This window comes from Brachybacterium sp. ACRRE (genome assembly GCF_022346485.1).
GTDB lineage: Bacteria > Actinomycetota > Actinomycetes > Actinomycetales > Dermabacteraceae > Brachybacterium > Brachybacterium halotolerans.
Genome location: NZ_JAKRMO010000007.1, coordinates 20,557 through 34,215 on the forward strand (window position 1 = coordinate 20,557; position 13,659 = coordinate 34,215).

A 13,659-nucleotide genomic window follows, 5' to 3' on the forward strand; every position below is an offset into this window, starting at 1 on the left:
AGGTCCGCGTGGCAGAACGCCATCACCGGGCGTCGCAGTGGAGACGGTCCCTTCCGCTCACAGCAGAGGCCCGCATGCCCGGCGGCTGCGCGCCGTAGGCTCCGAGCATGGATGCCACCGAACCTCTGCTGCGTGAGCTCGTCGGTGCGGCGCTGCGCGAGGAGCGGCGCCGACAGGGACTGACCCTCGCGCGCCTCGCCGAGGCGAGCGGCGTGAGCATGCAGCACGTCTCGGACGTCGAACGCGGCCGGAAGGATCCCTCGAGCGAAGTGCTCGCGGCGATCACCGGCGCGCTCGGGATCAGCGTCTTCGACATCGGCCGACGGGTCCACCTGGCAGCCGTCCCGCGCAACGATGCGGATCAGCGCGAGGCGCGTCAGCCGGCCGCGCATCCGGGGGCCGCGCGCCAGGGAGTCGTTCTGGACCTGACCGCCCGCGGGCGCGATGTGGTTCTCCTGGAGACCCCTGGGCTCCCGGTCAGCCACGGCCTCTCGTCTTCCGCAGCACGCGAACCGATGCTCAGCGCTGCCTGACGGAGCCCGTCCGGCCGCAGGCGACTCCCGTTGCCGGCGTCTGCGCTGAGCGCGGCGTTCGTGCTCAGTGCGCCGTCCGTGCTCAGTGCGGGGCCCCTGCCTTCTCCTGTCTCAGGGCACCGTGCAGCGTTCAACCCGGCCCGTGATCCCGTCCCCGTTCTGAGAACCCCATCTTTGTCCCACGGTCTGTCGCAGCCGTTCCCGCGGGAACGTCACATCAGCCCCATGTGTCAGATCCCGGTGAGGTCTCCGGGTTCAGCAGCGGCCACAGAGATCGAAGCGCAGGGCAGGCCGGCCCGGTGCACCCGCCGGGACAACTCCGACTGCACTGGGAAATCGTGGTCAGCACGCCGACAGTGCTGCGCAACGGTCGTTAAGAGGCCTCTTAACGACCATTGCGCAGCATTCAAACTCCGACGACGGCCCGAAGCGCACTGAAACGTCCGGAACGGCCCGGCCCTCACCGCCTCCGCAGCACCCTGTCCGCGAGGCCGTAGTCCACGGCGGCCTGCGCATCGAGCACGCGCTCGCGCTCGAGATCGGCGCGGACGGTGGCGAGGTCCTTCGCGCTGTGCTCGGCGATCACGGACTCGAGCTCCCGGCGCACGCGCTCGACCTCCTGCGTGGCGAGGATCAGATCGGGAACGGCCCCGCGGCCGCTCGCCTCGAGGGGGTGCAGCACCACGCGGGCGTGCGGGAGCACCGCGCGCATGCCGGGTGTTCCCGCGGCGAGCAGCACCACGGGCGCGGCGACGACCTGCCCCACGCAGGTCACGGCGACGTCGCTGCGCACGTACTCGAGCGCGTCGTGGATGGCCAGGACGGCCTGCGCGTCCCCGCCCTCGGAGTTCAGGTAGAGCTGGATCGGGCGGTCCGGGGCGTCGTTCTCCAGGTGCAGGATCTGCGCGATCACGGTGTTGGCGACCCCGTCGTCCACGGGCGTGCCCAGGTAGACGATGCGATCGCTGAGCAGGCGGGAGAAGACGTCCGCGCTGCGCTCGGCGCCGTGGCTGGTGCGCTCGATGACGGAGGGGATCGTATAGCTGCTCACGACGCGCCTCCCGTCGGGCTCCCTGCCCGGGTCCCGGCGCGGGCGCCGGCCACGCGTCGCTCGCCGAACGGCAGGATCTGGTCGAGGGACTCCACCACGTGGTCGCAGAAGCCGTACTCGACGGCGTCGGGCGCCTCCCAGGTGCGGTCACGCTCGGAGTCCCGGGCGACCTGCTCGCGGGACTGCCCGGTGCGCTCTGCGGTGATGTCGATGAGCAGGTCGCGCCCCCTCCGCAGATCCTCGGCCTGGAGCTCGATGTCCGCCGCGCTGCCGCCGAACCCGGCCGACCCCTGGTGCATGAGGACGCGGCCGTGAGGGAGGATGAACCGTTTGCCGGGCGCGCCGTGGGTGAGCAGGTACTGCCCCGCGCTGTAGGCCATGCCGAGGGCCACCGTGCGCACATCGCACGGGATCACGTCCATGAGATCGCCGATCGCGAGCATCGCGGGAACGAGCCCTCCGGGCGAGTTGATGAGCAGGGTGATGTCACGGCTCGGGTCCTCGGCGGCGAGCAGCACGAGCTGCGCGCACAGCTGGGCGCCGTTGTCCTGCTCGAGCTCCCGGTCCAGCAGCAGGATGCGCTGGTGCAGGAGCCCCGTCGCGGTGCGGTCGGCGAGTGCGGGCGGAGGGGTCGTCGTGCTCTGGTCGGGGTCGTCGGTTCCGGCGTGCGGTCCGATCGACCGGTGGGCGTCGGCGCGGGTGCCGACGGGGACCGTGCTCGGGGCTGTTCTCTGTGTCATGTCCTCGAGCCTCACGGCTCGGCGGGGCCGACGGGTGCTTCTCCGTCGTGCGCTGATCCACCGTCGGCTGATCCGCCCTGTGCTGATCTTCCGCGGGTCGATCCGATCTGGGCTGACAGAGCTCGTCACCTCTCCCCCTGGACCGCTCCCCTCGACGCCGCGCCGCACCTCACCCGTCTCGTCCTGCCCCTGCGCGCGGTGCGCGACTACAGTGGACGCATGGAGAATCCGGACAGGTCAGCCACGATGATCACCGTGTCCGACCGCTCGGCGGAGGGCACCAGGGAGGACCTCTCGGGTCCCCTCGGCACCCGTCTGCTCGAGGAGGCCGGATGGGAGGTCGAGGGCGTCGTCGTCCCGGATGACAGGGACGCGATCGCCGGTGCGATCCTCGCCGCGGTCGACGCCGGCGTCGCGCTCGTGGTCACCACGGGCGGCACGGGCCTGGGTCCTCGCGATGTCACCCCGGAGGCGACCGGCCCGCTGCTGGATCGGCAGATCCCCGGGATCGCCGAGCGCCTGCGCGCCATCGTCGCCGATCGCCTTCCCGCCTCGATGCTCTCGCGCGGCCTCGCCGGTCTGCGCGGCCGCACGCTCGTGGTGAACCTGGCCGGCTCCCCCGGGGCGGTGCAGGACGGAATGCCCGTGATCCTCTCGGTCGCCGCCCACGTGGCCGATCAGGTCCGCGGGGGTGACCACACATGATCGTCATGACCGCGGTGACCGCCGCCCCTCTGGACGTCGCCGCGCACCTCGACGCCGTCTCCCACCCGGAGGTCGGCGCGACCGCCGCCTTCATCGGCACCGTCCGCGACAACGATCCCGAGGCCACCGGGACGGTGGTGCGCCTGGACTACTCCGCGCACCCCGAGGCCGAGCGGCTGCTCGCCGAGATCGCGGCGCGCTGCGACAGCGAGGACGTGCGCATCGCCGTGTCCCACCGGACGGGATCGCTCGAGGTGGGCGGTGTCGCGATCGTCGCCGCCGTCTCGAGCGTGCACCGCGCCGACGCGTTCGACGTGGCCCGCGAGGTCGTCGAGCGCGTCAAGGCCGAGCTGCCGGTGTGGAAGCGCCAGGTCGAGGCCGACGGCACCGCCGAATGGGTGGGGCTCGGGAGCCTCGCTGAGACGGGGCTGAGCGCATGACCACCGCGTACCACCCCGGTCGAGCGAGCGCCGATCCGCCCGCTCCCGCCGCCGCGCCGAGGCCCACCGCCGTCGCCCTCCCCACGCCGACGGTCCGGGTGCGCACGGCGCAGGCTCCGTCGTCGCCCGGTGCAGACCCCGACGCCCCCACCCGCCCTGCCGACGCGTCGTCCGCCGCGAGGTCCTCCGAGGACGTCTGGGACGGCCCGCTCGTCGACAGCTTCGGACGCGTGCACCGCGACCTGCGGATCTCGCTCACGGACAAGTGCAATCTGCGCTGCACCTACTGCATGCCCGCCGAGGGCCTGCCGTGGCTCGCGAAGGAGAACGTGCTGACCACCGACGAGATCGAGCGCGTCGCGCGCGTCCTCGCCCGCCTCGGCATCGTCGAGGTGCGGCTGACCGGCGGCGAGCCGCTGCTGCGCCCCGACATCGTCGACGTGGTGCGGCGCCTGCACGCGATCGAGGGGCCCGAGGGGCCGCTCGACATCTCCATGACCACCAACGCGATCCGTCTGGACCGCGTCATGGAGGACCTCGAGGCCGCGGGCCTCTCGCGCCTGAACATCAGCCTGGACACCGTGGACCCCGAGCGCTTCAAGATGCTGACCCGTCGCGAGCGCTTCTCCGCCGTGCAGGCAGGGATCGCCGCCGCCCGCGCGTCCGGGCTGCGTCCGCTGAAGATCAACGCGGTCGCCATGCGCGGCGTGAACGACGACGAGTTCTGCGATCTGCTGCGCTTCGCGATCGACCACGAGGCCGAGCTGCGCTTCATCGAGCAGATGCCGCTGGACGCCGGCCACGTCTGGTCGCGGCACACGATGGTCGACGGCGCCGAGATCCTCGCGAAGCTCTCCGCCGAGTTCGACCTCGAGCCCGTCGGGGACCGGGGCTCGAGCCCCGCCGAGGTGTTCCGCGTGCGCGGCACCGATGCGACCGTGGGCGTGATCGCCTCGGTCACCGCGCCGTTCTGCGGGGCGTGCGACCGGGTCCGGCTGACGGCCGACGGTCAGCTGCGCAACTGCCTGTTCGCGCGCGAGGAGTCGGATCTTCTCTCCCTGCTGCGCTCGGGCGGCTCCGACGAGGACGTGGCCCGGATGATCCGCGCGAGCATCGGCGCCAAGCGCCCCGGTCACGGGATCGACGATCCCGGCTTCCTGCAGCCCGACCGCCCGATGTCCGCCATCGGCGGCTGACCGGGCGGGAGCACCGGAGCCGGACCGGAACGCACCCCGAGCGGATCGCTCAGGCGTCGTCCTCCTGCGGGTGCGCCTCCTCCCAGACGGCGAGCTCGCGCTTCACCACGCGTGTCGCCTCCCGCGGATCGATGCCCGCGGCGACCGCGAGCCCCATGAGGTACGTGGTCACGGGCGCGGCCGGACGGGTCACCCCATGGGCGACCTGACCGGTGAGACCCAGCAGCAGGTTCGTCGGAACCTCCTCGGCCGTGAGTCCGAGGGCGGGTGCGAGCTGCTCGATCCAGGGCTCGAGCTCGGGCGGGATGCTGCGGGGCATGAGATCTCCTCAATCGTGTGCGGTGCGGCGCCAGGTGCCGCTCTTGCCGCCGGTCTTCTCGAGCAGCTCGATGCGCTCGACCGCCACGGACTTGTCCAGGCCCTTGACCATGTCGACCACCGCGAGAGCGGCGATCGAGACGGCGGTCAGCGCCTCCATCTCCACGCCCGTGCGGTCGGCGGTGCGCACGGTGGCGCGCAGCTCGACGCCGTCGTCCTCGATCTCGGCATCGAGCACCGCCCCGTGCACGCCGATCACGTGCGCGAGGGGCAGCAGCTCCGGGGTGCGCTTGGCGCCCTGGATGCCGGCGATGCGGGCCACGGCGAGCACGTCCCCCTTGGGGACCGTCCGGTCGCGCAGGGCGGCGACGATCTCCGGGGTGCACAGCACCTTGCCGCGTGCGGTCGCGCTGCGCACCGTCGGCGTCTTCTCGGTGACGTCGACCATGCGCGCCCGGCCGTCGCCGTCGAGGTGGGTGAAGGGCTGGCGGTTCTCGCTCATGACAGCACCATCACCTCGATCTCGTCGCCCTCCTGGACCCGGTCGACGTCCGCGGGGATGATCGCGAGGTCGTGCGCCTGGGCGAGGGAGACCACCAGGTGGGACCCGCTGCCGCCCGCGCTCGCGGGCGCGACGGTCCTCTCGTCCATGACCGCGGGCAGCGCCTGGGCGCGGCCGACGGGACAGTTCCATGCCGCGCCCGCCCGGCGCCGGACCGTGGGCCGGAAGAGGTCCCCGTGACCTGCCATCGCGCGCAGCGCGGGCCGGACGAACAGCTCGTAGCACACGGCGACCGCGACCGGATTGCCGGGGAGGCAGAAGACGGGGAGACGGTCGTCCACGACCCCGAACCCCTGCGGCTTGCCGGGCTGGATCGCGACCTTCTCGAAGCGCACGCCGAGCGGCGAGAGCGCATGCTTGGCGACGTCGAAGGCGCCCACGCTCGCGCCGCCGCTGACCACGACGGCGTCGGCGAGGTCCTGCGCCGCGAGCTCGCGGACGTGCCGGGCGAGGTCCTCGCCGTCCTCGTCGCGGAACCAGGAGACGTCGGCGATCTCGAGCCCGTCGGCCGCGAGGTCCGCGGCGAGCAGCACCGCGTTCGACTCGGGGATCTGGCCGCGCCGCAGCTCCTGCCCGGCGGGCACCAGCTCGGACCCGGTGGAGACGACGGCGACGCGCGGCCGGCGGACCACGCGCACACGGCCGTGCCCGGCCGATGCCACGGCGGCCAGGCGCCAGGGCGTGAGCTCGACCCCGGCGGGCACGGCGACCTCGCCCTCGGGAGTGTCCTCGCCGCGTCGGCGGATGTGCGCGCCGGGTTTCGGCTCCTCGAGGATCTCGATCCAGGCGGGGAGCCCGTGGGCGTCCGTCGGCGCTCCGTCCGTCGGATCGATCCGGACCTTCTCGATCGGCACGATCGCATCGGCGCTCGTCGGGACCGGTGCACCGGTCATGATCCGCACCGCCTCGCCGCGGCCGAGCGGCGGATCCTCCGCGGCGCCGGCGGGCACGTCGCCCACCACGCGCAGGCGCGCGTCGACGCCCGCCTCGGAGCGATGGACGGCGAATCCGTCCATGGCGGAGTTGTCGAACAGCGGCACCGGATGCGCGGTGCGGACGTCCTCGGCGAGCACGGCGCCGCGTGCCTCGGCGAGCGGCAGCTCCACCGGATCGAGCCTGCGGACCGCCGCCAGGAGGCGGGCACGATGGTCCTGCCAGGGGATCATGCCCTCGCCCCTGCGCGCTGGATCCGGAGGGCCGTGGTCGAGGTCAGCATGCTCTCCATGCTAGTCGCGGACCGGTCCCCGACGGCGGGGTCCGAGTCCGCGGGATCCGAGCCCGGCCGACTCGTGGGAGTCGTCGGCACCCGACTCCCTTCACGTGGAAACATCCGCATCCGCGGCCCGCTTGCATGGATTCCGCCGCACCTGCGGGTCCGTGGTGTACTGGAGCGCATGACCACCTTCCGCGTGAGCGAGGCCGCCGCGCTGCTCGGCGTCAGCGATGACACCGTGCGGCGCTGGATCGACAACGGGGCGCTCACCGCCTCGGCCGACGCCTCGGGCCGGGCCGTGCTGGAGGGCAGCGAGCTCGCCGCGCACCTCGAGGCCTCCGCGGGCGGCCCCGGCGATCCCGTGCAGCGCGGATCGAGCGCCCGCAACCGCTTCGTGGGCCTCGTGACCGGCATCGTCAGCGATCGGGTGATGTCCCAGGTCCAGATGCAGTGCGGTCCGCACCGCGTGGTCTCGCTGATGTCCACCGAGGCCGTCCGCGAGCTCGAGCTCGAGGTCGGCTCCCTGGCCACGGCCGTCGTCAAGGCGACCACCGTCATCGTCGAGACGCCCTGACCCGGCCCCTCCCGCCGCCTCTCGCCTCCGTCTCTCCCCCGCTCTCCCGTCCCGCCATCCCCTCCCGTCGAATCGAAGGATCACCTGATGTCCCTGTCGACCACCGCCCGCCTGCGCACCGCCGGTGCGCTGCTCGCCGTCTCCGCCTTCGCCCTCGCCGGGTGCTCGGGCTCGGGGTCCTCGGACTCCGCGGCCTCGGACTCCGGTGACGGCTCGACGAAGACCATCACGATCTTCGCGGCCGCCTCGCTGCAGGGGCCCATGGACACCGTCGCCGAGGACTTCACGAAGGCGCACCCCGAGTACGAGGTGAAGCCGATCGTGTACGACGGCTCGCAGGCGCTCGCCACCCAGGCCATCGACGGCGCGGACGTCGACGTGCTCGCCTTCGCCTCCGAGAAGAGCCTCGAGCCCGTCACCGAGGCCGGCATCACCGACGACTCGAAGATCTTCGCGACGAACACCCTCGAGATCGCGGTGGCCCCCGGGAACCCCAAGGGGATCAAGACCTTCAAGGACCTCACGACGTCGGGCGTCTCCGTGGTCACCTGCGCCTCCGAGGTCCCCTGCGGCCAGGCCACCGACAAGGTCGAGGAGGCCACCGGCGTGACGCTGAAGCCGGTGAGCGAGGAGACCAACGTGACCAGCGTCGTCAACCGCGTCGCGGAGGGCGAGGCGGATGCGGGCCTGGTCTACACCACGGACGTCACCGCTGCGGGCGACAAGCTCGAGGGCGTCGACTTCCCCGAGTCCGACGAAGCCGTGAACAAGTACCCGGTGGCGGTCAGCACCAAGTCCAAGGACCCCGAGGGCGCGCAGGCCTTCGAGGACTACCTGCTCTCCGACGACGGTCAGAAGGTGCTCGACGAGGCGGGCTTCGGCGCGCCGTGAGACCTCCCGCCTGGCTGCGGACCATCGCCCTGGTGGGCCTCGCCGTGCTGGTGCTGCCGCTGGCCGGGATGCTCACCCGGGTGCACTGGTCCACCCTCGCCGAGGACCTGGTCGCCCCCTCGACGGTGACGGCTCTCTGGCTCTCGCTGCTCACCGCCTTCTGCTCGACGATCGCGTGCCTGATCCTGGGCTTCCCCCTCGCATTCCTCATCGCCCGCGCGTCCTCCCGCGCGGCCGCGGTGCTGCGGGCGGCCGTGATGGTGCCGCTCGTACTGCCGCCGATGGTGGGAGGCCTCGCCCTGCTGTCCCTGCTGGGCCGCTCGGGCGTGATCGGCAAGCCCGTCTTCGAGGCCACCGGCTTCTCCCTGCCGTACACGACGGCGGGCGTGGTGGTCGCCCAGACCTTCGTGGCCATGCCGTTCCTCGTCATCACGCTCGAGGGGGTGCTCCGCACCTCCGGGCAGGGGCATGAGCGGGTGGCCGCTTCCCTCGGCGCGAGCCGCTGGCGCGTGCTCACCCGCGTCACCCTGCCGCTGGTGACGCCCGGTCTGGTCGCGGGGACCGTGCTCGCCTTCGCGCGCGCCATGGGCGAGTTCGGCGCGACCGCCCTGTTCGCGGGCAACTCCGAGGGCGTCACCCGCACCATGCCCCTCGCGATCTACACGGCCTACAACGGGGTCGGCGTGAGCCAGGACTCCGCCCTCGCGCTGTCCCTGCTGCTGCTGGTGAGCGCCGTGGTGATCGTCGCCGGCCTGCGCTCCTGGCGCGAGGAGGCCGTGCGATGAACGCGGGATCGGAGCGGCCGACGGGCGCGGGCCTCGCCGCCGATCTCGTCGTCCGCCGCGAGAGCTTCGACGTGCGCGCCCGCCTCGAGGTTCCTCCGGGCGGCCGCCTGGCGCTCCTCGGTCCGAACGGTGCCGGCAAGTCCACGATCCTCGGCGCCCTCGCCGGCGCCGTCCCGCTCGCCGAGGGTCGCATCGCCGTGACGGAGGGCAGTGGCGACCAGGCACGGGAGCGCGTGCTCGACGCCCCCGGTCGCCGCAGCGTGCCCACGCATCTGCGCGGCATCACCCTGCTCGAGCAGCGTCCGCTGCTGTTCCCCCACCTGGATCTGGTCGCGAACGTCGCCTTCGGCCTGCGGGCGCGCGGCATGGGTCGGCGCCAAGCCCGCGCGCTCGCCCTGGATTGGCTCGAGCGGGTGGGTCTCGCCGACCGCGCAGCCCAGCGCCCTCACCGCCTCTCCGGGGGCCAGCAGCAACGGGTTGCCCTCGCCCGGGCCTTCGCCGCCGGTCCCTCGGTGATCCTGCTCGACGAGCCGTTCGCGGCCCTCGATGCCGAGTCCACGCCGCGCGTGCGCGGGCTTCTCACGCGCGAGCTCGCCCGCACTGGCACCACCGCGCTGCTGGTGACCCACCAGCTCAGCGACGCCTGGGACCTGGCCGACCGCTGCGTGGTGCTCGAGTCCGGCACGATCCGCGAGCGCACCGCCCCCGAGCAGATCGCGACGACCCCGCGCAGCCGCTTCGGCGCCCGACTCGCAGGCTTCGGCGTCATCGAGGGCATGTGCGCGCCCGCGGCCGACGGCGCGGCGCGCCCGGCCCTCCGCGTGGGCGACACCCTGCTGCCCGGCGCGCCCGATCCCGACGCCCCGCCGCCACGGGGCGAGAGCGCCCTGGGGATCGCCGCCCCGGAGGACGTCGATCTGCTGCCGCTCGATGACCATCGAGGGCGAGCAGGCGTGGTCGGTCAGGTCATCGGAGTGCAGGCGAGCGCGGGACGTGTCCGCATCGAGGCCGACAACGGCCTCATCGCCCAGGTCTCCCCTGATGCCGCCGCCCGGGCCACCGGCGGCGGTCTGCCGGTCGTCGGCTCCCGGCTCCGCTTCGCCCCGAGCTCTCTGCGCCTCGTCCAGGACCGCCGCCAGGACGAGCCCGCCCGCTGACCTCGTGCGTCCCTGCCGCAGCAGGTCCACGGCGTACCCTGAGCGGCATGGGTCGCATCACCTCCAGCCGTCCGATCACCCGCATCCGCCTCGGGTATGGCAGCACGCGCAGGCCCGACACGCTCGCGGTCGAGGAGCCGCTCGAGATCCGCGCGAACGGTCGCCCCGTCGCGGTCACGATGCGCACGCCCGGCCACGATGTCGAGCTCGCGACGGGCTTCTTCCTCTCCGAGGGGATCATCAAGGGCCCGCGGGACGTGGTGCAGGCGATCCACTGCGGCGGCCCCGGCACGGGCGGCGAGCTGAACACGTACAACGTGCTCGACGTGACGCTCGCCCCGCACGTGCCGCCGCCCTCCCCGTCGACCGAGCGGAACTTCTATACGACCAGCTCGTGCGGAGTGTGCGGGAAGGCGAGCATCGACGCCGTCCGCACGGTCTCCGCCTTCGGCGTGGCCGACGACGAGCTGCGCATCGCCCCCGAGTTCATCGCCTCCCTGCCCGACACGCTGCGCGAGCACCAGGACGTCTTCGACAAGACCGGCGGGCTGCACGCGGCGGGACTGTTCGACGCGGCGAGCGGTGAGCTGCTGGTGCTGCGCGAGGACGTCGGGCGGCACAACGCTGTCGACAAGGTCGTGGGCTGGGCGGCGCAGAACGGCCGCCTGCCGGCGCGCGGCACGATCCTGCAGGTCTCGGGCCGCGCGAGCTTCGAACTGGTGCAGAAGGCGGTGATGGCCGGGATCCCCGTGCTCTCCGCGGTCTCCGCCCCCTCGTCCCTCGCGGTCGAGCTCGCCGTCGAGTCCGGCCTGACCCTCGCGGGATTCGTGCGCGGCCCGCGTCTGAACGTCTACTCGCGCCCGGACCGGGTCCTCGAGCCGGCCGTGGAGGAGCACGGGGCCGGCGCGGCCGAGGGCGAAACGGAGACTGAGACCGAGACCGAGCCCAGGGTCGAGGAGAGTCGGCCCGCCGCCGTCCGCTGACCGACCCTGGCCGCCGAATCGCCCCGCCCGGGCACTCCCCGGTCGGCGCGGAGCGTCTGATCAGCCAGAGGCCCGACGGGCGTAGCGGGCAGGGGTCTCGCCGGTGATGGCCCGGAAGTCGCGGATGAAGTGCGACTGGTCGAACCACCCCAGAGCGGAGGCGATGTCGCTCAGCGAGCGCGGGTCGCCGCGATCGAGGGCGGCCGTCGCGTCGATCACGCGTGCCCTCACGAGCATCCGCTTCACGCCCACCCCGAGCCCTCGGTCGAAGAGCCGCTGGAGCGTGCGGGCCGGGACGCCGCTGCGACGCTCCAGGTCCGCGAGCGAGTGCGTCGGCGACTCGTCGATGATCTGCAGGAGGCGACGCAGCATCGGGGCGTCGGGCGGCTCCGTCGGCCCGCGCTCGAGGAGCCAGGCGTCGAGCCGCGGCGCCGCGGTCACCGCGTCCTCGGGCAGCGTGCCCGTCCGCTCCTCAGCCACCAGCTGCACGGCGGCCCCGCCGAACCACTGCTGGGCGGGGATGGTGCGATCGCGCAGTGCACGCAGGTCCTGCGTCGAGAACGCGCGCGTCCCGCCGAGCGCGAACTTGACGCCCACCACGCTGCCGCTGCCCGTCAGGCGCACGTCGAAGCGTCCTCGGGTCACCGGTCCGGTGATCCAGACGCCCGCTCCCTCCGTGGTGCCCGTGGTGTCCGTGCCCTCCCGCTGCGCGCCGCCGCGTTCGACGGTGAGGTTGACCGACGGATCGTCGAGCGTCGCGACCGGGAAGGTCTCGCCGGCCGCGAGGTCCCAGCGGACAGACCAGTACCGCTCCACCCAGGGGCGCAGCGCGGCACAGGGCCGGGCGAAGTCGTAGCACGCGCGGTCCAGGAGCTCCTCGGGGCGCAGCACATGGCCGTACATGTGCGGAGGTGTCGCCTTCGTCCTATCGGCGTCCGTGCCCATGGCGGCAGTCTTCCACCCATGGACGACACCGCTGTTGCACGCCTTGCCATGACGACTCTCGACGCCTCCGAGACCGAGCCGGAGGCCCGCTTCTGGTCCGAGGTGCTGGGGTGGCCGATCGCCGTTCTCACCGAGGACTACGCGATGCTGACCGGCCCCTCCGGAGCCCTCGGCATCGGCCGCATCCCCGACCACGTGCGCTCGACCTGGCCGGACGACGGCCACAAGCAGTTCCACCTCGACCTCGCCGCCTCCGACCCGCAGGCCGCGGCGGAGCGCTGCGTCGAGCTCGGCGCCACCCGCGTCGAGCCCCAGCCCGGGGACACCTGGATCGTGCTGCAGGACCCGGCCGGGCACTTCTTCTGCCTGACGGACGAGAAGAACTGGGGCTGACGGCGGGATAGGGGGACGCGCCATACTGGCGCCCATGCGCGAATCCCCGAATCCGCCCGCACACTCCGCACAGCCCGCACGGCCCGGGTTCACGATCGACGTGCCGGTGCTCGCCGATGCCGACGCGCTCGCGGCCCTGCACACGCGCGTGTGGCGCGAGGCGTACACGGGGATCGTGCCGTCCTTCGCCTACGACGACGCCTCCCTCGGCCGGCGCCGCACCATGTGGCGCCGGATGCTCGATCCCGAGCGCGAGCGGACCGTGCACGAGCGCCTGCGGATCGGCCGTGACGCCGACGGCGCTCCCGTCGGCTTCCTCATGATCGGCACCGGGCGCGACGAGGACGCCCCGCATCCGCTCGAGCTGCAGGCCCTCAACGTGGGCCGGGAGTTCCACGGCACCGGCCTGGCGCAGGCGCTGGTCACGGAGCTGCTGGGCGATCGGCGCGCCTACCTGTGGGTGGTCGAGGACAATCCGCGCGCCCGCCGCTTCTACGAGAAGGTCGGCTTCCGGGCCGACGGCGGCACGAAGATCGATCCCTCCCTCGAGGACCTCCGGGAGATCCGCATGTCCCGCTGACCGAGTCCTCCCGGTCAGTCGGTCGCGGGGCCGCCGTACTGGAGCACGGTCTCGCCGTAGGTCTTGGTGCCGTCGTCCGCCCAGTCCTCGGGCCAGGAGAGCGGACGGGAGCGGCTCGAGCGCTCGATCACGACGAGCGCGTCTTCCGCGAGCGCCGGGCGCAGCACGCGCAGCAGCTGCTCGAGCGCCTCGGTGGGCAGGTCGTAGGGCGGGTCGAGCATCACGAGCGAGAATCCCCCGTCGGCCGGCACACCTGCCTCCGCGAGCTGGGCCGCGACCTGTTCGGCCTTCCCGGTGCGCACCGTGCAGCGCGCTGAGAGGCCGAGTCGACCCGCGGTCGTGCCGAGCTGCCGCGCCGTCGGCCCGTGCATCTCCACCATCAGCGCCGACTCCGCGCCGCGCGAGAGCGCCTCGAAGGCGAGCGCCCCGGTGCCGGCGAACAGGTCGAGCACCCGCGCGCCGCGCAGGGCGTCCCAGCCCTCGAGCCGGGAGAAGAGCGCCTCGCGGACCCTGTCGGAGGTGGGACGCGTGCCCTTCCCCGGGGGGCCGGGGATGGTCCGCCCGCCCAGCTCGCCGGCGATGATGCGCGGCAT

The 13,659-nt window shown here is 73.1% G+C and carries 18 protein-coding genes; 11 read left to right on the plus strand and 7 right to left on the minus strand.

Annotated features, from left to right (window positions below; genetic code table 11):
* Positions 1–107: 107 nt before the first annotated feature.
* A complete protein-coding gene (locus tag MHY49_RS03275) occupies positions 108–533 on the plus strand; it encodes a helix-turn-helix domain-containing protein (protein WP_239202571.1) in 426 nt (141 codons plus the stop codon).
* Between the two features lie 460 nt (positions 534–993).
* Here MHY49_RS03275 and MHY49_RS03280 read toward each other — a convergent pair whose 3' ends face one another.
* Both MHY49_RS03280 and MHY49_RS03285 read right to left on the minus strand, forming a co-directional pair.
* On the minus strand, positions 994–1,584 hold the full coding sequence (locus tag MHY49_RS03280; protein WP_200500874.1) for a ClpP family protease: 591 nt from the start codon (positions 1,582–1,584) through the stop codon (positions 994–996).
* Positions 1,581–2,324, minus strand: coding sequence for a ClpP family protease (locus tag MHY49_RS03285; RefSeq protein ID WP_239202573.1), 744 nt, complete (start codon positions 2,322–2,324; stop codon positions 1,581–1,583). Before MHY49_RS03285 ends, MHY49_RS03280 begins: the two co-directional genes overlap by 4 nt.
* 219 nt (positions 2,325–2,543) lie before the next feature.
* Here MHY49_RS03285 and MHY49_RS03290 point away from each other — a divergent pair, with 219 nt between their 5' ends.
* From MHY49_RS03290 to moaA, 3 genes are read left to right on the plus strand one after another with little or no spacing between them, the layout of a single operon-like run.
* Positions 2,544–3,029: a molybdenum cofactor biosynthesis protein B gene (locus MHY49_RS03290; protein WP_239202575.1), complete on the plus strand. Its 486-nt coding sequence runs from the start codon at positions 2,544–2,546 to the stop codon at positions 3,027–3,029.
* A gap of 5 nt (positions 3,030–3,034) precedes the next feature.
* Complete coding sequence (locus tag MHY49_RS03295; protein ID WP_370645959.1) at positions 3,035–3,469, plus strand: molybdenum cofactor biosynthesis protein MoaE; 435 nt, start codon at positions 3,035–3,037, stop codon at positions 3,467–3,469.
* Positions 3,466–4,665, plus strand: a complete 1,200-nt coding sequence (gene moaA / locus MHY49_RS03300; RefSeq protein ID WP_239202577.1) for a GTP 3',8-cyclase MoaA — start codon at positions 3,466–3,468, stop codon at positions 4,663–4,665. Before MHY49_RS03295 ends, moaA begins: the two co-directional genes overlap by 4 nt.
* Before the next feature lie 49 nt (positions 4,666–4,714).
* Here the strand turns inward: moaA and MHY49_RS03305 are convergent, their stop codons facing one another.
* From MHY49_RS03305 to glp, 3 genes are read right to left on the minus strand one after another with little or no spacing between them, the layout of a single operon-like run.
* The gene (locus MHY49_RS03305; RefSeq protein WP_239202578.1) at positions 4,715–4,984 is read right to left on the minus strand and encodes a DUF6457 domain-containing protein; all 270 of its coding nucleotides are present in this window, start codon (positions 4,982–4,984) and stop codon (positions 4,715–4,717) included.
* A gap of 9 nt (positions 4,985–4,993) precedes the next feature.
* Complete coding sequence (gene moaC, locus MHY49_RS03310) at positions 4,994–5,485, minus strand: cyclic pyranopterin monophosphate synthase MoaC (RefSeq protein ID WP_239202579.1); 492 nt, start codon at positions 5,483–5,485, stop codon at positions 4,994–4,996.
* On the minus strand, positions 5,482–6,711 hold the full coding sequence (gene glp, locus MHY49_RS03315) for a gephyrin-like molybdotransferase Glp (RefSeq protein WP_239202580.1): 1,230 nt from the start codon (positions 6,709–6,711) through the stop codon (positions 5,482–5,484). The genes moaC and glp overlap by 4 nt, the downstream gene beginning before the upstream one ends.
* 228 nt (positions 6,712–6,939) lie before the next feature.
* Here glp and MHY49_RS03320 point away from each other — a divergent pair, with 228 nt between their 5' ends.
* From MHY49_RS03320 to fdhD, 5 genes are all read left to right on the plus strand, one after another.
* Positions 6,940–7,332, plus strand: a complete 393-nt coding sequence (locus tag MHY49_RS03320; RefSeq protein WP_200500880.1) for a molybdopterin-binding protein — start codon at positions 6,940–6,942, stop codon at positions 7,330–7,332.
* An 87-nt stretch (positions 7,333–7,419) separates the two neighbouring features.
* Positions 7,420–8,223 carry a molybdate ABC transporter substrate-binding protein gene (gene modA / locus MHY49_RS03325; RefSeq protein WP_239202581.1) on the plus strand — a complete coding sequence of 268 codons (804 nt, stop codon included), beginning with the start codon at positions 7,420–7,422 and terminating at the stop codon, positions 8,221–8,223.
* Entirely contained in the window at positions 8,220–9,008 is a 789-nt protein-coding gene (locus tag MHY49_RS03330; protein ID WP_239202582.1) for an ABC transporter permease, read from the plus strand. The genes modA and MHY49_RS03330 overlap by 4 nt, the downstream gene beginning before the upstream one ends.
* Positions 9,005–10,165 (plus strand): ABC transporter ATP-binding protein, encoded by a 1,161-nt coding sequence (locus MHY49_RS03335; RefSeq protein WP_239202583.1) that lies wholly within the window; start codon positions 9,005–9,007, stop codon positions 10,163–10,165. Before MHY49_RS03330 ends, MHY49_RS03335 begins: the two co-directional genes overlap by 4 nt.
* 47 nt (positions 10,166–10,212) lie before the next feature.
* Positions 10,213–11,148, plus strand: a complete 936-nt coding sequence (gene fdhD / locus MHY49_RS03340; RefSeq protein ID WP_239202584.1) for a formate dehydrogenase accessory sulfurtransferase FdhD — start codon at positions 10,213–10,215, stop codon at positions 11,146–11,148.
* Positions 11,149–11,208: 60 nt separating this feature from the next.
* Here the strand turns inward: fdhD and MHY49_RS03345 are convergent, their stop codons facing one another.
* Positions 11,209–12,093, minus strand: a complete 885-nt coding sequence (locus tag MHY49_RS03345; RefSeq protein ID WP_239202585.1) for an AraC family transcriptional regulator — start codon at positions 12,091–12,093, stop codon at positions 11,209–11,211.
* 18 nt (positions 12,094–12,111) lie between these two features.
* On the opposite strand from MHY49_RS03345, the gene MHY49_RS03350 reads away from it, so the two are divergent.
* Positions 12,112–12,486, plus strand: coding sequence for a VOC family protein (locus MHY49_RS03350; RefSeq protein ID WP_200500884.1), 375 nt, complete (start codon positions 12,112–12,114; stop codon positions 12,484–12,486).
* Between the two features lie 34 nt (positions 12,487–12,520).
* The gene (locus MHY49_RS03355) at positions 12,521–13,066 is read left to right on the plus strand and encodes a GNAT family N-acetyltransferase (protein WP_239202587.1); all 546 of its coding nucleotides are present in this window, start codon (positions 12,521–12,523) and stop codon (positions 13,064–13,066) included.
* A 14-nt stretch (positions 13,067–13,080) separates the two neighbouring features.
* On the opposite strand, the gene rsmD is transcribed toward MHY49_RS03355, so the two are convergent.
* Entirely contained in the window at positions 13,081–13,659 is a 579-nt protein-coding gene (gene rsmD / locus MHY49_RS03360; RefSeq protein ID WP_239202588.1) for a 16S rRNA (guanine(966)-N(2))-methyltransferase RsmD, read from the minus strand.